The sequence below is a fragment of the Bradyrhizobium sp. HKCCYLS20291 genome, assembly GCF_051167715.1.
In the GTDB taxonomy this organism is placed as follows: domain Bacteria; phylum Pseudomonadota; class Alphaproteobacteria; order Rhizobiales; family Xanthobacteraceae; genus Bradyrhizobium.
Genome location: NZ_JBNPTO010000013.1, coordinates 92,361 through 112,643, shown reverse-complemented (window position 1 = coordinate 112,643; position 20,283 = coordinate 92,361). Strand labels below are relative to the sequence as shown.

Here is a 20,283-nt window from a genome sequence, read left to right as displayed (position 1 = left end):
CGCGCTGAGAGGGTTGGCGTGAGGCGCAGCGGCACGGGTGGTGTCCAATTTGCGCGACAAGCCGACGTTCTGCCAGCTCAGCAGAATGATCGCGAGTACGCCGTACGCTTTATCCAACGATGCGGCGGAGGAGCGAGAGCTCCCGCGACGCGCTCAATACTGAACGCGCACGCCGACGACGCCGACGACGGCCATGAAGTTGTTGATCGGAACGTTGGAGCGGGTCCATTCGGTGCGGACCTCGCTCTTCAGCTGGATGTTGCGGTTCATCTTGTAGACGCCGCCGGCGGCCACGAACATGCGCTGGTCGGTCCGGCCGGCGCCGACGAACTGATCCTGGCCGTAGCCGCCGCGCAGCGTGCCGATCAGCCAGGGCTCGAACTGATGATCCATCTGCAGGATCACGTCGCGCGACAGGATGCCGGAAACGTTCATCGCCGGCGTCTCCGACGCTTGCGACCGCGCCACCAGCACGAAGGTGGTGGCATCGGTGGCGGCCCAGGCCAGCGTCGCATCCGCAATCACGCCACTGATGTTCGGCATCAGCGGCGAATCCATGCGCCGCGTGAGATAGCCCACCGAGGCCTCGCCGGTCAGCGATCCCATGTTGACGACGGCGCCGGCGCGACCGGCGATGCCGCTGGAGTCGCGGCGCTGACCGTTGAAATCGACCTGCAGATCGTGATTGCGGCGGTCGAAGCTCATGTCGATGAACGGCGAGATCGTCGGCGTCAGCACATAGGTGACGCGCACCTGCGCGCCGGGCTGGGTGTAGTTGCGATCCTGCGTGCGCAACGGCACGTTCGCCGTGATCATGGCATCGTTGAACACGACCCGGTCGGCCGACGCCTTGAACGCGATCTCGGTCGGGCCGATCTTCTGCAGCACGCCGGCGCTGCCGCCGAACGTCGTGGCACGCGGCAGCTTGAGCGCGCCGGGCAGCGCCAGCGCATCGTTGACGACGCGCGCCTCGCCGGTGAGCGCGGTGCCCTCGATGACGTCGTAGCGCCCTTGCGCGCGCCCCTCGAAGGTCGGGTGGCTGAGCGAGCGGACGTTGGTGTCCTCGGTATAGGCACCGCGGAAGTCCGCGTTGAGCTGATGCCGCTCCCATTGCGAGCGCACCGAGACCTCCGTCGCCACGATCGCGACCGGCGATCCCGGCCCGCCGGTTCGCCGCGTCGGATTGCTGTCGTATCCGGCCTGGATCTCGACCGCCGGCTTCACGAGAAATGATCCGACGGTCAGGCCGGTCGGGTCGTAGGGCTTGGCATCTGGCGTCACCGGCGGCGGCTTCACCGTGTCGAGATTGCGGTCGGGCAGGACGTCGCGATTACGCAACACGGCCGCGGGCTGCGCCGCCGTCACCGGCGCCTCGGGCTTGGCAACTGCCGCCGGCGCAGCGACCGGTGCCGCAATCTGCCTGGCGGGTTGCGATGCCGGCAACGGCGCGGCCGCGGCGACGAGCGCGCCACGAGCAGGTTGAAAGGTCGCGGGTCCGAATGCGAAGCCACCGCTCGCAGCATTGGGCCTGCCGGGCGCAGCGAGAGCCGGCGCTCCCGCCTCGCGCACGGGGCGCAGCAGCGAGGTGATGCTCCGCGGATCCTGGCGCATCATCAATGTCCGGCTGTCGGTCGCGACGCGCGGCACATTGTAGTAGATGCTGCGTGCGGTGACATGGCGGAAGAACAGGCGATCGGCGCGACCTGGGACGATATCGGTCGGCTTGGCCTTGATGATCTGCTGCGCGGACGCGGCATCGACCACCATCACGGTCAGCAGCACCTCGACCAGCGCAAGCGTGACCCCTCGCTGGGAGCGCGTCACCATGAGCCGCTTCGTCCGCACGGCGAACGCGCTGGTCTTGGGTGGTGAATGATCTGGCAATTGGGCGCCGGACTGTGCAGAGATGGCCGATGACGTCAGGTCGCCGCCGACACCACGCGCAGCATGTGCACGACCAGCTCCCCTTGCCTGCCAGATGACCGGCAAAGGTCGGCGGAAGTTTTGCCGAGCTGGGGAGATTTCATGCGACAATTAAATGAAGTCGCAAGAGTGCAAGCTGACGTCTCACCAGGCCGTGCGCTGAATGGACTAATTGGTCGGAATTCCAGCCGAACGTGACGCGGCCCCACTTGTGCCCCAAAGCGAGCACGTGAGCCGCGCAATTCCGGCTCTGCCGACGATGATCCAACCGGAGACGGCGCGAGCAACTGCACGACGGGCATTTTTCGCATGAGGGCCATGCGGCAACTGCCCGTCGTGGTGAATTGTCGCAGCCGCACGCCTTGCACCGTCGGGCAAATCACGACGATTGTCCCGCGTATCCCGCCTCACCACGGAGGGGCGTTGCGCGCGATCGTCACGACACGCGAGGCGGGGATGCGGTGGCCGCGGCGGCTCGCAGCGTTTCTTCAGGAGGCGCGGACGAACGATGCCGTTGCGGACGTGAAGTTGCGTGGTCCCGACGCCCCGACGCTGGCGTCAAGTTCGCGACGATGCCTCGCGCATCGCGCTGATGACGGTGGCTAACGAGCCGGACACCGGGGAGAGCGCAAAGTAAGCGTGAAAACCATCGCGCAGGGAATGCCGGGCTGATCCGGCTGCACCTGTGCTACCTGCCGCCTGCATTTTTTTCGCAGGCGGGCCATGGGTGACGCCGTCACCCGGCATTCCCTGCGCCCTTCGTAGTTGAGAAGGGACATGTTCGACTCACAACTCGGGCGTGATGCGCCGCGAGAGCGCGAGGTCATGTCCAACGTTGTTGGATCAATTCGATTGTCGATGGCATGTACGCGATCTCTCCCCATCGTCATCCCGGCGAACGCCGGGATCCATACGCCGCGGCCGAGTTCGTGGAGCGAGATGGTCGACGCGTGTGCCTCGAACCGCTCTCTGGGGTTATGGGTCCCGGCGCCGCGTGCGCAATTGCGCACTAGGCCGGGACGACAGCGGTGCGTGTCGATGCAGTCGCAGCAAAGCGTCCGCCGGAGCGATGCTGCCGTAGGGTGGGCAAAGGCGCCATGCATACTGCCTGCAACAGGCTCCGCTCTTTCGTGCGCCGTGCCCACCATTCGCGCCGAGTATGCAGATGCACGGTGGGCACGCGGCCGCCCTGCGGGCCTCCGCTTTGCCCACCCTACGCGCTCGCTTGTAAGGATCTACTTCCCGAATTCTTCGCGCATCTTGGCCTGGATCTTGGCCATGCCGCCGAGCCAGCGGTCGTAGTTCTCGGTCTTCTTGCGCATGTAGCCGAGCACCTGGGGATGCGGCAGGATCAGGAAGCTCTCGTCAGCGAGACCTTTCAGCACGTCCTGCGCCACCTGCTCCGGCGACAAATCGCCGTCGCCGGATTGCGGGCCCTTCGGGATCCCGCGCAGCATATCGGTGTCGACACCCTGCGGGCACAGGATCGAGACCTTGATGTTGTCGGCCTTGTGCGAGATTGCGAGGTTCTCGGCAAATCCCACCGCGGCATGCTTGGTGGTCGAGTAAGGCGCGCTGCCGACCTGCGACAACAGGCCGGCCGCCGAGATGGTGTTGAGGAAAGTGCCGCCGCCGCGCGCCTTGTAGCGCGGAATGAGATGCCGCGCCGCCCAGACATGGGCCATGACGTGAATCGCCCAGCTGCGCGCCCACGGCTCGTCCGAGGTGCCGCCGACATTCACCGACAGCGGATCGAATCCGCCGCCGATGCCGGCATTCGAGCAGAACAGCGCGATCGGTCCGAACTGCCGCTCGGTCTCGTCGATGACGTGCTTGATGTCGGCTTCACGGGAGACGTCGCATGTGAAGGCCGCGCCGCCGATCACGTCCGCGACCGCCTTGGCGCCCTCGCCATCGAGATCGGCCACGATCACCTTGGCGGCGCCCTCGCGGGCGAATGCCTCGCACAGCGCCTTGCCAATGCCCCGGGCTCCGCCGGTGACCACTACAATCTTGCCGGTCACCTGCATGCAAAGCCCTCCGCGCGGAATATTCTATGTCAGGACGAGATCGAGCACCGCCGTGTAATGGAAGCCGGCGCCGAGCAGGACGAAACCATGCCAGATCGCGTTCTGGAAGCGCAAGCGCCGCCACGAATGAAAGATGACGCCGAGGCTGTAGAGGATGCCGCCGGTGAGCACGCAGGCCAGCACCGAGGTCGGCATGACCGCAATGACGCGGTCATACATCATGATGCCGCTCCAGCCGAGCGCCAGGTACAACCCGATCGACAGCGCGTCGAACCGGCCCGGCCAGCGCAGCTTCAGCACGATGCCGAAGATGGCGACGCCCCAGACCCCGAGCAGCAGCGCCACCGAGAACACGGTATCCTTCAGGGCGGCGATGAACGGCGTGTAGGTGGCCGCGATCAGCACATAGATCGCCGAATGGTCGAACCGGCGCAGCACCCATTTGGTCGGCGACACCGGCCAGAGATTGTAGGTCGCCGACAGGATCAGCATCGACAGCAGTCCGGCGACATAGATCGACACCACGACGACGTCGATGGGGTTGGCATAGATCGACGTCAGCACCACCAGGACCGTCGTGGCCACGAGCCCCGCGGCGATACCCACGATGTGGACGATGCCGTCCGCGATCATCTCGACCTTGTCGTAATTCCAGCGGACCGCACCAGTGGCGGCATGAACCGAGGACGAGGCGAGCTGCTTCAGTTGAAATACGGTCATGGAGAAACCTGGCGCTGGTTGCCCGGGACAATGTTGCAAGGACGATTATGGTTTCCGATGGTCAACGTTCCGTTCAAGCTGTGAATCTACCCGGAACGGGCCGCGAATGTGAGCTTGAATCCGGCGTTTTGCATCGCCACCTTTCAAAAATCACTCACGGCCTTTTCAATAGACGAATCTCCTCCCCCTCATGGCGTCCTTTTCCGAACTCATCGAGGAAGCGCGGCTTTCCGCCCGCGCCCTGCTCGATTATGGCGAGAGCTTCTTCAACCCGACGATCCGGCTCGGCGTCACCGGATTATCACGGGCCGGAAAGACCGTGTTCATCACCGCGCTGATTCATGGCCTGGTGCGTGGTGGACGTCTGCCGGTGTTCGAGGCCCAGGCCTCCGGCCGCATCGCCAGGGCCGCTCTGGCCCCGCAACCGGACGACGGCGTGCCGCGCTTTGCCTATGAAAGCCACGTGCGCGCGCTGGTCACCGAGCGGCGCTGGCCGAGCTCGACCGTCGACATCAGCGAGCTCCGCCTGGTGATCGAATTCCAGCGCAGCAATGGCGCCGAGCGCACGCTCACGCTCGACATCGTCGACTATCCCGGCGAATGGCTGCTCGATCTGCCGCTGCTCAACAAGAGCTATGAGGACTGGGCCCGCGAAAGTCTGGCGCTGTCGCGCAGCGAGCCGCGGGCCAACCTGGCGGCGGCCTGGCACGCGCATCTGGCGACCCTCAAGGCGGAGGGCCGCGAGGACGAACCGGCGACGCTGGAGGCGGCGCGCCTGTTCACCGACTATCTGCGCGCCTGCCGTGACGACCGCTTTGCCATGAGCCTGCTGCCGCCCGGCCGTTTCCTGATGCCCGGCAATCTCGCAGGCTCGCCCGCGCTGACCTTCGCACCGCTCGACGTGCCCGCCGACGGCCACGCGCCGGCCGGCTCGTTGTGGGCGATGATGGCGCGGCGCTACGAGTCCTACAAGGACATCGTGGTCAAGCCGTTCTTCCGCGACCACTTCGCCCGGCTCGACCGCCAGATCGTGCTGGTCGATGCGCTCTCGGCTTTCAACGCCGGGCCGGAGGCGCTGCACGATCTTGAGGCCGCGTTGACCGGCATTCTCGACTGCTTCCGCGTCGGGCGCAGCTCCGTGCTGTCGAGCTTGTTCCGGCCGCGCATCGACCGCATCCTGTTCGCCGCCACCAAGGCGGACCATCTGCATCACACCAGCCACGACCGGCTCGAAGCGGTGCTGCGGCGCGCGGTCAACCGCGCGCTGGCGCGCGCCGAGAGCACCGGCGCCGAGATCGACGTCGTCGCGCTCGCGGCCGTCAGGGCCACGCGCGAGGCGCTGGTCGCACGCGGCCGCGACAAGCTGCCGTCGCTGCTCGGCACGCCGGCTGCGGGCGAGAGCGCCAATGGCGAAATCTTCGACGGCAACACCGAGGTGGCGACCTTTCCGGGCGAACTGCCGGCCGACCCCGAGGAGCTGTTCAAGGGCGGCGCCTATCGCGGCCTGTCCAGCGCCGAAGCGGACGGTGCCGACTTCCGCTTTCTCCGCTTCCGCCCGCCGCTACTGGAGCCCGACGCTGGCGGCGAGCCGGCGCTGCCCCATATTCGTCTGGACCGCGCCCTTCAGTTCCTGATCGGAGACCGGCTGCAATGAGCGAGCGACCCAAGCACCGCCGCCCCCAGACCTTCCGGCTCGACGATCCCGATGTCGTGGTGGTCGATGCCGACGACAACGCACGACCCGGCCGCGGCACCATCCAGATCACGCCCGAAGCCGACCCGGCGCAGTTGCCCGTGCCGGTCGAGATCGCGCTGCCGGCCCGCCGCGGCTTCCGCTGGGGCGCGGTTTTTTGGGGATCTGTCGCCGGCCTCGTCCTGCTCGGCCTCGGGCTCGGCGTCACACGTCTGATCGAGGACCTGTTCGCGCGCAGCGAGGCGCTGGGCTATGTCGGTGCCGGCTTCGCCGCGGCGGCGGCGATCGCGCTTGCCGCCGTGATCGGCCGCGAGACCTATGGGCTGGTGCGGCTGGCCACGATCGAGAAGCTGCACCAACGGGCGGCTGCGGTGCTGCTGTCCGACGATCGCGTCGCGAGCCGCGAGGTCGTCGCGGAATTGTTGCGCATCGCCCATGCCAATCCCCGGCTCGCGCGTCCTCGCGCGGAGCTGGCAGGCCATGCCGACGACATCATCGACGGTGCCGACATGATCAAACTCGCCGAGCGCGAGCTGATGACGCCGCTGGACATCGAGGCGCGGCAGCTGGTGTCGACGGCGGCGCAGCGCGTCTCCGTCGTCACCGCCGTCAGCCCGCGCGCGATGATCGACGTGCTGTTCGTGTTCGTCGCGAGCCTGCGCATGATCCGCCAGCTGGCCATGCTGTATGGCGGACGACCGGGCGCGCTCGGCATGATCAGCCTGCTGCGCCACGTCATCGCCCATCTCGCCATCACCGGCGGCATGGCGGCGAGCGACAGCCTGATCCAGCAGGTGCTCGGGCACGGCATCGCCGCAAAACTGTCGCAGCGGCTCGGCGAGGGCGTGCTCAACGGCCTGCTCACGGCGCGGCTCGGACTCGCGGCGATCGACGTGACACGGCCGATGCCGTTTGCCGCGCTGCCGCGTCCGGCGCTTGCCGACCTTGCCAAGGATCTGCTGCGCAAGCAGGAGGACGACGACAAATGATCAGCCGCGCGGCGTGCCGTCGAGATCGCCGGCGAGCCAGCGCCATTGGTACAGCGGCGAGTCCGGCGGCGGCGACAACTCGGGCGTCCAGCCGGTCAGTTTCTCCAGCGCGTAGCTGTCCATGACCTGGCCGCGCCAGACCCGCTCCACGCGTTCGAGCGGCTCGCGGCGTGCGCTGGTGTCCGCGAGCAGCCGGCCGGTGTTGTCCGGCTCGCGCACGACATTGAGGCCGGCATGACCTTCGATCATGCTCATGCCGGGATCACGAAAACCGATGAAACGGGCGCGCTCGTTGATCTGCACCACGGGCACGCGTCCCCTGAAGAACCAGCGCATCATCGCATAGGTGCGATAGTCGGAGGTCGCGATCCAGGTAGCGCCGGTCTTTGCGAGTTCCTGGTCGACACGCGCGGCCACCTGCTGATAGCCGGCCTCGGCGCCGATCGGATCGCTCCGGCCGAGGAAATTCCAGGGCGCGGCGACGTAGTAGAGGAAGATCAGCACGACCATGGCAATGCCGGTGACCACCGCAATCCGCGCCCAGCGCACGGTCGAGCGGATGAACCAGGCCGGCGCGCCGTCCTGCTCGAGCTTCACGATGTTGATGGCAACCGCGGCAAAGCCGACCGGCCACATGAACATCGGCCAGGTGTCGCCGATCCGCAGGGTGAGCGACTTCCAGAGAAAATACAGGAACGGTACCAGCACCGCAGTCGACAGCAGGATCGCAACCGGCTCACGCGTGCGATAGCCGCGCCACGCCGTCAACGTCAGCGCCGTCAGCGTGACCGGCAGCAGAACGAAGCCGACCTGTCCAAACTGAAGACCGATATAGTCTCCAAGAGTCCGCAAGGAGACATCGCGCGGAGCAGTCGCGCGGACGAGCTGGAATCGGAACGAGGCCCAGTCGTGCTGCGCATTCCAGATCAGCACCGGCGAGACCACGACGAGCGCGATCAGCGCGCCGCACCACGGATAGGGACTGGCGAGCCAGCGGCCACGCCAAGCGGGCACGAGCAGGAACGCGGCAACCGCCGGCAGCAACATGACGACGGTGAATTTGGACAGCAGCGCCAAGCCACCGAACAGACCGGTGGCGAGCCACCAGCGGCCGTCATCGCTCTCAGCGAGCCGCACCAGCGCCCAGATCATCGCGAGCGCAAACGGGATCGCTGCGGTATCCGGCGCGACCTTGGCCATCAGCAGCCCGTAATACAGCGCAGCCTCCGGCAGCAGGATCGCGAGCAGTACCGCGCGCACATCATGCGTGACACGTCGGACGATGTCGGCGAGCAGGAGCTGCGATGCGGCCATGGCGAGAATGCCGGCGAAGCGAACGCCGAGATTGGTGTCGCCGAACAGCGCGGTACCGAGGCGGATGAACCAGGCGATCATCGGCGGATGATCGAGAAAGCAAAGCTGCAGCTCCTTCGACCAGGTCCAGTAATAGGCCTCGTCGGTACGCAGATCGAGCACGCCGGCATAGACCAGCCGCATGATCGTCATGCCGGCGATGATGGCCGCCGCGGTCAGCCACGCGGCGCGCATGGACCGTGGCTGCGGATCGTCGATGCTGGGGGAAACGGCCGTCACGCGGTGCTTTTCTCCGAACCTGCCGGACGAGTCAACGCTTCCACCCGCCGGCCTCACCCGCTGCGCGCGGGCTGCCCCTCTAGGCCGGCAGGGAATAAATCTCTAGCATCGCGGTTCATGATCAAACGGACCGCATGACCCTCTCGTTGTCCCATCGTCTCAAAACTGCGTTTCGCGGCATCGGCATCCGCCAGCTGCGGCTGATCTGCGGCCTCATCCTCTTCAGCTACCTGCTCAGCCATTTTCTCAACCATGCGCTCGGCAACGTCTCCCTGCAGGCGCTCGCCCAAGGCGTGGCGTACCACATGGCGTTCTGGCAGTTCCTCCCGGTGGCCGTGCTGTTTTATGCTGCCGTCCTCACCCATGGCGGCCTTGGCCTGTGGGCGCTCTACCAGCGCCGGCAATTCGGCCGCAACAATCTGGAGCCGCTGCAGCTCGTACTTGGGCTGAGCATCCCGGCACTGATCTTCAGCCACCTCGCCGGCGTGCGCCTCGGTCAGACGCTCTACGGGCAGGAGAAGCTGTATCCACAGGTTCTGTATTCCTACTGGGCCGGGCCATCCTGGCGCGTCTGGCTGATGTCGGCCGCGCTGCTGACGTCGTGGACCCATGGCTGTATCGGCCTGCATTTCTGGCTGCGCCTGAAGCCGTTCTACAAGCGGGCCGCGCCATGGCTGCTCGCCTGTGCGGTGCTGATCCCGACACTGGCGCTGCTCGGGTTCTACCGCGGCGGCCGCGACGTAATCGCCGCGAGCGCGACGCCACAGTGGCGTGCCGAGAACCTGTCTCAGAAGCAAACCGGGACGGCGGCCGAACAGGCGAAGCTCGAGACCATCATGAATGGTTTCCTGATCGGTTATCTCGGGCTGATCGGTATCGTGCTCGCGGCACGAGGCGCGCGGGCCTTGCATGAACGACGTGGCGGCCTGCTGACGCTGTCCTACAACAATGGACGCATCATCCAGGTGCCGAAGGGCCTTTCCGTGCTCGAGGCCAGCCAGCGCAACAACGTGCCGCATTCCAGCATGTGCGGTGGCCGCGCACGCTGCTCGACCTGTCGCATCCGGGTGATCGGCGATGCCAACGCCCTGCCCGCGCCGTCGCCGCGCGAAGCATTCGTGCTGGCGCAGGTCGGCGCCACCGATCCCTCGATCAGACTGGCCTGTCAGTTGCGTCCGACGGCGGACATCTCCTTCTTCCAGCTGTTCATGCCGAACCTCGCACCGGGCGAGCACGGCAGCGCGCGCACCGGCATCGGACAGGAACGCTACCTCGTCAGCCTGTTCGTCGACATGCGCGGCTCGACGAGCCTCGCCGAGAAGCGGCTGCCGTTCGACGTCGTCTTCATCGTCAACCGTTTCCTCGGCGCGGTATCGCAGGCCGTCATCAGCAATGGCGGTCAACCCAATCAGTTCATCGGTGACGGCATGCTCGCGCTGTTCGGGCTTTCCGCCGGTCCGCAGGCCGCCTGCACTCAGGCCATTCAGGCGGCCCGAGACATGGCGGCGAACATCGCCGAGCTCAATGCTCTGCTCAGCCACGATCTGCCCGATCCGATCCGCTTCGGCATCGGCATTCACGGCGGCGAGGTGATCGTCGGCGACATCGGCTATCGGGACCACATGGTCTTCACCGCACTCGGCGATGCCGTCAACGTCGCGTCGCGACTGCAGGACATGACCAAGACCCTGGGCTGTCAGGTCATCATTTCGAATGAGGTCTACGCGCGGGCCGGGCTTGCTCCCGATGCATTGCCGCAGCAGGACGTGGAGATCCGCGGCCGTGCCGAGCCGATGCGCGTCCGGACGGCAACGGAGGCCGCCGATCTCGGCACGCCGTCGCAGGCAACCGTGGCGAGCGAGACAGCATGAGGCGGCTGGTTGAACCTCATCGCACGCTCCATCGTCATACCGAAGCGGCCGCAGCGGACGCGGGACGGCGAGCGATGCGGCGGCCAAAAGCCGCAAAGCCGCCACGATGTCGATCATTTCGGGCCAGTCGCGCCCGCGGTTTGAGCTATCAAGCCTGTCCTAACCGCAGTAGTCTGAAACGGAGTCCGACAGTTTGGCGGGGACCGGCGGCTCGAACTGGATTGATCCCGCGGAGGCAACGTATGGCTAAAGGTACGGTCAAGTGGTTCAACCCGACCAAGGGCTACGGCTTCATTCAGCCGGCGGCCGGGGGCAAAGACATTTTCGTCCATATTTCTGCAGTTCAGAAGGCCGGGCTCACCACTCTCAACGAAGGCCAGACGATCGAGTATGACGAGATCGCCAACCGCGGCAGAAGCTCGGCCGAGAATTTGAAGGTGTAGCAGACGAGCCGCGTCATTCCGCCTCACGGCTTTTTCGGCGCGCAACGCTGCTCTCACCGAGCCAGCGTGACACGAGGCACCAAGAGACCAGACAGGAGCGGTGCCCGCTCCTGACCATACTTACGTTTGTTTGTAGTTGGAGCTCCCTCCCCGCCATTGCCTCAGCTGCCCGCCCGGGGTCAAATGGCCGTCGAACCGTGCAAATCATCGAATTCCAGCACGCGGAAACACGTATCGGGAGCGACGCCTCATGGACGACAAGGGCATTTTCCACGGCCTGAAGGTGCTGGATTGCGCCAGCTTCATCGCCGCCCCCGCCGCCGCGACCGTGCTTTCCGATTTCGGCGCCGACGTCATCAAGATCGAGCCGCCCGGCGCCGGCGATCCCTATCGCAACCTGCCGAACCTGCCCGGCTATCCGCGCAGCGAGCACAACTACGCCTGGTATCTCGAAGCCCGCAACAAGCGCAGCATCGCCCTCGATCTGTTCAAACCCGAAGCGCAATCGGTGCTGCAGCGGCTGGTCAGCGAGGCCGATGTCTTCATCACCAACTTCCCGCCGTCGGTGCGGGCCAAGCTCGGCCTGACCTACGAAAAGCTTGCGCCGCTGAACCCGCGGCTAATTTATGCGTCGTTCACGGGGTATGGCGAGAAAGGTGAGGAAGCCGACAAGCCCGGCTTCGACAGCAACGCCTATTGGGCGCGGTCCGGCCTCATGGACCTGGTGCGCGCCGACGAGAGCACGACGCCGGCGCGCTCGGTGGCGGGCATGGGCGACCACCCCTGCGCGATGGCGTTCTATGGGGCGATCGTCACGGCGCTGTATCAGCGCGAGAAGACCGGCAAGGGCAGCCACGTCGCCTCCAATTTGATGGCGAACGGGGTCTGGGCCGCGTCGGTGCTGGCTCAGGCCAAGTTGTGCGGCGCGACGTTCGTCGAAAGGCGGCCGCGCGAGCGGGCGCTGAACGCGGTGGCCAATCACTACAAGTGCCGGGACGGCCGCTGGATCATGCTGTCGCTGCTCAACGAGGAGAAGCAGTGGCCGATCCTGTCGCGCTGTCTCGGCCGCGAGGACCTGATCGATGATCCGCGCTTCGCCACCAAGGCCGATCGCCACGCCCGCTCGGTCGAGCTGATCCAGGAGTTCGACGCGGTGTTCGCGACCAAACCGCTGGCCGAATGGCGCAAGATCCTCGACGGCAGCGGGCTCGTGTTCGGGGTGGTCGGCATTCTCGACGACATCCCCCACGACAGGCAGATGATCGAGAACGAGGTGCTGGTGCCGTTCGAGAACGACACCATGCTGACCGTCAACAGCCCGATCTTCATCGACGGCCAGCGCAAGGTGGCGCCGCGCAAGCCGCCCGAGGTCGGCCAGCACAGCGACGAGATCCTGCGCCAGGCCGGCTTCGATGCCGACGCCATCCAGGCGCTGCGCGCACGCGGCGCGGTGGCCTGAGCTAGCGCGTCGCGATGAAGCACATCCCGAACCGCGTCGCCGGGCCGGCCTGACAGGACAGGTTGGCTGCGCAGGTCCAGGCCGAGAAGCTCTTGTCGTTGCCGGCGGCCGTGCTGCTTGCCGCGTAGCAATGCCCGCCCCAGCCGTCATTGTAGACGGAGCCGGCGAGCTCGTCGCTGCCGCGCAGCTGCGGACGGCTGGCGAATCCGCGCGAGAAATCCGGCGTCCGGCCCTCGGCGATCGCGGTGAGGATGTCGCGGCGGCGGACCTGGTCGCCGAAGAAGTGTGGCGAGCCCGGCACCACGACGGTGTTGGACGGCTTCTCCGCCATCCAGTCGACGCCGGGGAAGTGGAAGCCGCCGATGCCGCGGGTCTGATGGCAACCGCCGCAGCTGGAATCGTTGAGGCGGCGCTCGAAGCCCGCGACCGACTGGATGTTCTGCAGCCGAATGCCCTGCGCCGCGGCCTTCGCCAGCGCCCCGACCACGTCGCTTTCGCTGAACACAGCCGTCGCCCCGCCGCCCTCGCCCTGCACCAGCCCATGGGCCGGCAGCATATCGGACTCGACGAAGCCGGTCGGCGTCGGCGCCACCGCGACCTTGGCCAGGAACTTGTCGGGGATGACAGCCATGCCGCGGTCGAGCTCGCCGAGATGCACGGGATCGAGCAGCCAGGCCTTGAACTCGCGCGCCAGCGCGCCGTCCGCCAGCAGCCGGTCGCGATCGATCTGATCCTCGAGCACCGCCTCCTCGAAGCTTGCGCTCGATGCCTGATAGTCGAACACCTTCATCATGTAGTCGGTGCGGAAATCGCGGATCGCCGATTTCGGCGCATGCGCGATCTGCAGGTTGGTCTCGATGCGGTGGATGTTGCCGGGCGCGATCAGCGCCAGCGGCCCGTCCGGCGCCATCAGCTTCTCCGCGAGCGCGGGGCCGGTCAGTTGCAGATCAGCGGTCGCGAGCCAGCGTTTGGCGATCTCGGCGCAACTCGGCGCGTTGGCCTTGGCCTGCGCATCGCTGCGCGCCTTCAGCACGATGTTGAGCGTCATCGGCAGCCGCGGCGATGCCACCTCGCCGTCCTTGGTCTCCGGCGGCGTGGTCCGCGTCAGCCGATACAACAGCCGCACCTCGCCGCAATGCTCGGGATCGACGAAGGCGCGGTCCATGCGGTTGACGACGCCAGCCAGCACGAAGCGTGCATCGGCGGAATCGAGCACCGTACGATCGAACAATTGGAAGGCATGCGGCGGCCCGACACCGATGCTCTCGTTGGGCAAGGTCGCCTTGTGCCGCGCGACGTAGCGATCGAGCTCGGCATCCAGCGCCTTGCGCGCCGGCTGCATCGAGGGCAGCGCGAACAGCGCCGCATCCGTCAGCGGCGCATTTGCGGCTGCCGGCGCCAGCATGCGGGCGAGACTGAACGAGCCTTGGTCAAGATCGCGCAGCGCAAACGGCTCGAGGATCGCAGCACCGCGCTCGATCGGCGCGCTCTCGTCGGCCTGCGCGAGCGGGCAGCAACACAGCATGGCCAGGCCAACTAGCAACGGTCGCAACATGCGTCTCCTCATTCGCAACTCACCGCGCGCGCCAGACGGGCGGCTTGCGCGGAGCGCCGGCTTGCTACCGAACGAAGATAGCCGAAAGGCGGCAGTTGCGGGCCAATATGCGACGAGGCGCCTCACGTCGCAGTGAGGCGCCTCGCCGGAAACGTTCACGATAGACATGGTCGCTCAGCGCGCGACGACAAGCCCCTTGGTGGTGTAGACGACCCAGCGGCCGTCCTGCTTCTTGATCGCATCGACCTTGCCGAGCCCGGGCACAGGATCGCCGGCATAGACCTCGTAGAGCCCGCCGCGGCCTTCGATCAGCGCGCCGCCACGACCGACGTCGCGCAGCACCCAGCCCTCGACGACCTTCGGCCGGTTGGCGTCGGCGCGCGCCGCATCGGCCCGAGCCGCTGCTTCGGCACGGGCGGCCTCGGCCCGGCTCGACTCGGTCCTTGTGGCCTCCGCGCGAGCCTGTTCGGCCCGGCTCGCCTCTTGCCGGTTGGCGTCCTGCCGGCTGGCGACGCCGACCGGCGGCGCGGCGGCATTGATCGCACCCACCGCCTGCGGGACGGACCCTGTCGTGTCGCGCGAGGCCGCGTTGCCTTGCGCCGAGGCCTGCGCGGCGCGCAGCCGCTCCACCGCGTCGCTGAGCCGCTGCAGCTCGCTCGGCTTGCCCGACGCCTTGGTCGACAGCTCGCCGAGAATCTTCTCGAGCCGGTCCAGACGCTCGGCGGATTTGTTCAGCTCGACGAGGCTGGTCTGGTTGGTCTGCTCCAGGCTGGCCTTCAGCGAAGCGACGTCATTCTCGATCCGCGACACCGTCGCGCTCAGCGTCGCGTCCGTGGCGGCGCCTCCGGCGTCAGCCGTGTCGGTGCCGCGGCGGTCGACGAAGGTCGCCGTCACCAGGCTGCCCGCCACGCCGCCCACCACCATCGCCAGCAGCACGGTGGCTGCAATGGTCGGCAGGCCGCCGAGCCGGCCCACAAGGGGAATCCGGGATGGCGCGGCTCTACCTGGCTGCTGCGGCGGCCGTCCCGCTGCCGGGCCCGTCGTCCCGGATGGCGGCGCTGATGGCTTCTGTGACGTCGCCGCGGCCGCAGCAGCAGCAGACTTGGGCGGCTCGGCCGCGACCTTGGGCGGCTCGGCCGCGAACTTGGCCTTGGCCCAGGCCGTGGCCTTATCGACGACGGCAGCGGCCGTAGCCGCCTTGCTCGCCGGATCGAACGCCGCCGCGGGCGGTGCCGCCGGCGGCCTCGCCACAGCCTCGGTCTTCACGGCGGCCTCGGGCTTCACGATCGGCTCGGATTTCATCGCCGGCTCCGGAGTAACCGCCGGCTCCGGCTTCGCAACACTCTCCGCCTTCGCAGCCACCTCGGGACGCATGGCGACCTCCACCTTGGCGACGGGCTCCGGCTTCACGACGGTCTCCGGCTTGACCGGCGCGTCCGGCTTCATGGTCGCCGGCTTGCTCGACGTCTCCGGCTTGACCGCCACCTCGGACCTCACCGCAGGCTCAGGCTTTGCCACCGGCTCAGGCTTGACCGCGGGCTCAGGCTTGGACGCAGGCTCAGGCTTGGCCGACCCCATCGGGCCGATCTTCGGCGCGTTGGCGGCGAGCGCCGACAATTTGGGTGTCTCGACCTTCAGCATCTCGCCCGCGGAGACGACCGTCTTGATCGCGTCCGACCTGACCGGCTCGGTCCTGATCAGGTCGAGGATCGTCGAGGGCTTTGACGCAGACTGGCGCGGCGCGCCCTGGCCTGGAACGGCCTTTGACGGGTTCGGCTTGGCAGCACCGGCCTTGATCGCATCGGTCCTGCTGGTCTCGGACTTAGCTACGTCAGGGCTTGGCTTGTCGGACTTGACCAGATCGAGCCGCTTCAGCTCCGGCTTGCCGGCCTCGGGCTTGCCCGGCTTCAATGCGGCCGTCTCAGCGGCCATCGGGTCGGCCTTGACGGCCTGAGGCTTGACGTCTTGAGGCTTGATGTCTTGAGACTTGATGTCTTGAGACTTGGCGTCCTGCGGCTTGCCGGCGTCGACCTCGGGCTTCGCTTCGACCTTGGCGTCCTCGACCACGACCAGTTCGGGCTTGGCGTGAGGCAGCACGGCGGACGCCTCCGGGGCATCAGCCTTGGCCACGATGGCCGGCCGGTCGGCGCTCGGGGCTTCGTGATCGGGCGAGATCAGACCCTGCGCGACCGGAGCGATCTCCGGTGCAGCGACGTCGACGACGTCGGGGGATACAGAGGTCTTCAGCACCGGCTCAGCACTGGCCATGCCATGATCGGCAAGGCTGGTCGGTTCGGCCTTTTGCTCGCTCACGTTCAAGTCTCCAGATGACGTTCAGCCCTTGGTAACCTTAGTTAGCGTTTGATTGATTGCCAAAATCTTACTTTTGAAGGGCTTACCTCGGTTTTAGGGATTCATCCGGGGCGGATTTGCGCCGACAAAGTGGAACAGATGTGGCAAGCGGTGCTCGAATATTCCTTGCTTAAGGAAGCGCGCCTCCTGACCCCAACCGGGCACCGGCGGCCGGGCTTCCGGCTCATCCGAACAGCACGCGACGGCCTCGCGGCGCGATCCGCGCCCGAGCCTTTGCAGGTCGTTTCCCCTCTCGATGAGAGGGTGCAGGGAAGACCGAGCCTCGGCTGAGGCCCGTGGCCCCCGTGCGGAAAGGATGCACGGGGCAGGAACCACAGGTTCAGCCGGAACGACCCGGCCTTCCCTGCGCGATGGTGTTACGGCTGCTTCGTAGTCTCCCCGGTGCGCCGGGCTTTCTGGTCACCGTCATCCACAGCGGACCAAGGCCCGGCTGCGAACTTGGCATCGGCTTCGGGATGCCAGGACCCTACGACTTGACCGTCCGCATCCGACCTGCTCGCCGGCCCGCATCTGCAGGCCCCAGGTCCGACACGTCCACCGCTCCCCGCCGCTACGCCTCGTGACGATCGGCCGACACGCCCCTCTTCATCGCGACGGGATGGCCGGGATCATCGATGTGATTTGCCCGACGGTGCAAGGCCGGAGTTGCCCGACGGAATGCGACAAACTGGCTCGACGGGCAATTTGCGCATGACGGCGATGCGGGAGTTGCCCGTCGGGCTGGAGGGGACGACGGGTGTTTGTAGTTGCGTCCGGCGTCATGCAATGTCACCGCGATCCGGTAGTTGGGCGCAGCATCTGCCGCACCGGCTGCGCGACAACTATCACGGTGACCGTGCTTGATGTCACCGTCACGAGGCGTCTCTCCCACCAATCGCTGTCAGCTTGCAGGATTGTGCGCGGTGACGATCCACGTCGCGCTGTCGATCATCACCGACCGCTCGCCGGCGCGGCCCGCGAAGGCGGCACGAACCGCGACCGAGGCGCGGGCGCGGATGTCATCGGGCTGACCGATGAGCACGCGCGACAGCGGGCCGACCTCGAGCGCCATCTTCACCGCGTTGTCGATCGCCGCGTCCCGCGTCGCGCCCTCGCCAAACGGGACAGAAACATCGAATGGCGCGAGAGTAATATCGGTGAAGCCGGCCGCCGTGAGGATTCGAGCCACCCGCCCCCGGTCGCCGAACGAAAATGGACCGGGCGCTTCGGGATCGGGCGGCGCCATCGGTGGGACGATGCCTTTGATCGCGCTCATCGGCAGGCGCATCCAATCGTTCTCGGCTACGCCGCGCCAGCAGACGAACGCGACCCGCCCGGCCGGCCGAAGCGCGCGGCGCATATGGGCGAACGCCGCCGTCGGATCGTCGAAGAACATCACGCCGAAGCGCGAGAACAGGATGTCGAACGCCCCCTCGGGCAGTTCGGCGCTGCTGGCATCGGCCACCCGAAACAGGACCGGCGTATCCTGTGGCGCAAGCGCGCGCGCTCGAGCGATGAGCGGATCGGATATGTCCACGCCCAGCACCTGGCCCCCAGCGCCGACGCGGGCGGCGAGAGCCAACGATGACGCGCCCGCGCCACAACCGACGTCCAACACGCGCTCGCCCACCGCGGGCGCAGCGGCTTCGATCGCGGCCTCGCCGAACACCGCCAGCCTGGCGTCGAGCCGGGCCTGGTGGACGACCCAGCGCTCCCCGCTTTGGCTATCCCAGTCGGTGACCCGATCGGCATTGTGCTCTGCCATGACATATCCTTGTTCTGGTTCGTTCTTGACCAAGCTGTCCGATGCCGAAGCGCACACCCCGAGCGCTCCAGGTGCTAAGCGTCCACTATTCTCTTCAACGTGGCCCTTTGCATTGATCGCGTCGTCAAACGATTTGAAAAGGCTGCCAGCTTGTTCGACAGGCCCGAGATCACCATCGCCTTTCCTCGCAACAACGCCCGAATGCCGCTCTCGGCGACCGGACGAGGCTTCATGGTGAGGAGGCGCAGCAAGGCCGATGGGGTTGCGCCGGCTGCCGCATCGAAGCCTGTCGCGGTGTGCCCCGGGCACAGCGTAGTGACCACCACACCATGCGGGCGGAGTTCGTCGTGCACGGCCTCGCCAAGGGCGAGTACATAGGCCTTTGTCGCCGCATAGGCCGCGTAACTGGGAACGGCTTGGAAGGCCATGAGGCTGGCGACGAGAAGAATATGTCCAGATCGCCGCTCGGCCATGTCGCGGCCGAAGAGATAGGTCAGCTCCGTCAGCGTCGTGATGTTGAGCTGGATCATGTTCGCGGTGCGCTCGATCGGCGTTTCCAACAAGTCGCCGTGCAAGCCGTATCCGGCATTGTTCAGCAGGATGTCGACGGTCACCGACTTCTCGTCGAGACTGCCTTTCAAGCGGCTGGCCGCGCCCGGCGAGGCAAGATCGATCGCCTCGACCAGCACATCCACCGCATATTTGCGGCGGAGATCGGAGGCAAGCTGCTCCATCGACTCCTGCCGTCGGGCCGCCAAGACGAGATTGACTTTCTGCGCCGCCAGGAGATCTGCGAATTCAAGGCCGAGGCCACTCGAAGCTCCGGTGATCAGAGCCCATTTTCCGGCGAAGCTGTTCATTGGCTCTTTCGACATCGTTCTAATCCGCGCCTCCAATTTGATAGCCAGCGGCAAGAGGAGAAGAGCACTCTCAGACCACCATCGACTGCTGGGCGAAGATGCCCGCCATCGCGCCCTGCCATGATGCCTGGGTAACCGAGGGCAAGAAGGGCGTAGCGAGGTCACCGGCGGCGTAGATGCCGAGCATGCTGGTTTGGCGGCGCTCGTCGACCTTGAGGACGATGCCGACGGGCGTATTCACGGTAGCGAGGCCCAGCGTCTCATGCAGGCTTGCGGACGGCTTGGTGCGCGGATTGGCGAACAGGATGTCGACCGCGACATTGCGGCCGGTATCGAGATTGACGGTGGCAATATGGCCCTTGTGATGAGCGATCTCGACGATCCGGCCATCGACGACAGGGACGTTGCGGCCAGCCAGATCGGCCTGAATATCGGCCGGAATGTCGTGACCATCGGCGAAGAGCGTCAGCTTGTCGGTCCAATCGTGGAACAGCCTGACCTGATTGTGCGACTGAGGGCTAGACCAGACGAGGCCCCAATGCTGGCCGGCGACTTCAAAGCCGTCGCAATATGGGCAGGGCACGATGGATGTGCCCCAGCTTTCGGCGTAGCCCGGAACATCGGGCATCTGGTCGGCGACGCCATAGCTCAGGATCAGACGACGCGCCGCAAAGCGTTCGCCATCAGACGTGAGGACGTTGAAATTGTCGATCTCGCCGGAGACATTTTCGGCCCGGGCACTGACCAGCTTGATCGTGGCATAGCGCGCCAACTGCTGCCTCACCTCGGCCAGGATGTCCAGCGGCGGCTTGTGGTCGTGGCCAAGCAGGCCGTGCGAGTGGCCGGCGAAGCGGTTGCGCTGCAGGCCGGTATCGAGAACGGTGACCTTGCGGCGGGCACGGCCGAGCTGAAGGGCAGCGGCGAGACCAGCAAAGCTGCCGCCGATGATGAGGACGTCATCCATGGTGATGGGCTCCGGATTGTGGATCGAGGGCGACGGGTTGAGCTTTCCGGCGGCCTGGGCGCGGGC

14 protein-coding genes are annotated in these 20,283 nt (G+C 66.5%); 5 read left to right on the top strand and 9 right to left on the bottom strand.

The window, feature by feature from the left end; all coding sequences use genetic code 11:
• Nucleotides 1–153 precede the first annotated feature (153 nt).
• The 3 genes from ACQR07_RS25525 to trhA all read right to left on the bottom strand — a co-directional run bounded on the left by ACQR07_RS25525 (nt 154) and on the right by trhA (nt 4,673).
• On the bottom strand, nt 154–1,827 hold the full coding sequence (locus tag ACQR07_RS25525; protein WP_434904873.1) for an outer membrane beta-barrel protein: 1,674 nt from the start codon (nt 1,825–1,827) through the stop codon (nt 154–156).
• Nucleotides 1,828–3,158: 1,331 nt separating this feature from the next.
• Nucleotides 3,159–3,953 carry an SDR family oxidoreductase gene (locus ACQR07_RS25520; RefSeq protein ID WP_434904872.1) on the bottom strand — a complete coding sequence of 265 codons (795 nt, stop codon included), beginning with the start codon at nt 3,951–3,953 and terminating at the stop codon, nt 3,159–3,161.
• 24 nt (nt 3,954–3,977) lie between these two features.
• Nucleotides 3,978–4,673, bottom strand: coding sequence for a PAQR family membrane homeostasis protein TrhA (gene trhA / locus ACQR07_RS25515; RefSeq protein ID WP_434867775.1), 696 nt, complete (start codon nt 4,671–4,673; stop codon nt 3,978–3,980).
• 190 nt (nt 4,674–4,863) lie between these two features.
• Here trhA and ACQR07_RS25510 point away from each other — a divergent pair, with 190 nt between their 5' ends.
• The gene (locus tag ACQR07_RS25510; protein WP_434904871.1) at nt 4,864–6,327 is read left to right on the top strand and encodes a YcjX family protein; all 1,464 of its coding nucleotides are present in this window, start codon (nt 4,864–4,866) and stop codon (nt 6,325–6,327) included.
• Nucleotides 6,324–7,355 carry a YcjF family protein gene (locus tag ACQR07_RS25505; protein ID WP_434904870.1) on the top strand — a complete coding sequence of 344 codons (1,032 nt, stop codon included), beginning with the start codon at nt 6,324–6,326 and terminating at the stop codon, nt 7,353–7,355. The genes ACQR07_RS25510 and ACQR07_RS25505 overlap by 4 nt, the downstream gene beginning before the upstream one ends.
• On the opposite strand, the gene ACQR07_RS25500 is transcribed toward ACQR07_RS25505, so the two are convergent.
• A complete protein-coding gene (locus tag ACQR07_RS25500; protein WP_434904989.1) occupies nt 7,356–8,903 on the bottom strand; it encodes a glycosyltransferase family 39 protein in 1,548 nt (515 codons plus the stop codon).
• Between the two features lie 179 nt (nt 8,904–9,082).
• Here ACQR07_RS25500 and ACQR07_RS25495 point away from each other — a divergent pair, with 179 nt between their 5' ends.
• The 3 genes from ACQR07_RS25495 (at nt 9,083) to ACQR07_RS25485 (ending at nt 12,721) form a co-directional block, all read left to right on the top strand.
• The gene (locus tag ACQR07_RS25495) at nt 9,083–10,819 is read left to right on the top strand and encodes an adenylate/guanylate cyclase domain-containing protein (RefSeq protein WP_434904869.1); all 1,737 of its coding nucleotides are present in this window, start codon (nt 9,083–9,085) and stop codon (nt 10,817–10,819) included.
• A gap of 242 nt (nt 10,820–11,061) precedes the next feature.
• A complete protein-coding gene (locus ACQR07_RS25490) occupies nt 11,062–11,262 on the top strand; it encodes a cold-shock protein (RefSeq protein ID WP_315734280.1) in 201 nt (66 codons plus the stop codon).
• A 250-nt stretch (nt 11,263–11,512) separates the two neighbouring features.
• Nucleotides 11,513–12,721: a CaiB/BaiF CoA transferase family protein gene (locus tag ACQR07_RS25485; protein ID WP_434904868.1), complete on the top strand. Its 1,209-nt coding sequence runs from the start codon at nt 11,513–11,515 to the stop codon at nt 12,719–12,721.
• 1 nt (nt 12,722) lies between these two features.
• On the opposite strand, the gene ACQR07_RS25480 is transcribed toward ACQR07_RS25485, so the two are convergent.
• From ACQR07_RS25480 to ACQR07_RS25460, 5 genes are all read right to left on the bottom strand, one after another.
• Nucleotides 12,723–14,276 carry a hypothetical protein gene (locus tag ACQR07_RS25480; RefSeq protein WP_434904867.1) on the bottom strand — a complete coding sequence of 518 codons (1,554 nt, stop codon included), beginning with the start codon at nt 14,274–14,276 and terminating at the stop codon, nt 12,723–12,725.
• Between the two features lie 174 nt (nt 14,277–14,450).
• Entirely contained in the window at nt 14,451–16,589 is a 2,139-nt protein-coding gene (locus tag ACQR07_RS25475; RefSeq protein WP_434904866.1) for a hypothetical protein, read from the bottom strand.
• Nucleotides 16,590–17,529: 940 nt separating this feature from the next.
• A complete protein-coding gene (locus ACQR07_RS25470; protein WP_434904865.1) occupies nt 17,530–18,393 on the bottom strand; it encodes a class I SAM-dependent methyltransferase in 864 nt (287 codons plus the stop codon).
• Nucleotides 18,394–18,467: 74 nt separating this feature from the next.
• Nucleotides 18,468–19,268, bottom strand: a complete 801-nt coding sequence (locus ACQR07_RS25465; RefSeq protein ID WP_434904864.1) for an SDR family NAD(P)-dependent oxidoreductase — start codon at nt 19,266–19,268, stop codon at nt 18,468–18,470.
• A 55-nt stretch (nt 19,269–19,323) separates the two neighbouring features.
• Nucleotides 19,324–20,217 (bottom strand): NAD(P)/FAD-dependent oxidoreductase, encoded by an 894-nt coding sequence (locus tag ACQR07_RS25460; protein WP_434904863.1) that lies wholly within the window; start codon nt 20,215–20,217, stop codon nt 19,324–19,326.
• Nucleotides 20,218–20,283 lie beyond the last annotated feature (66 nt).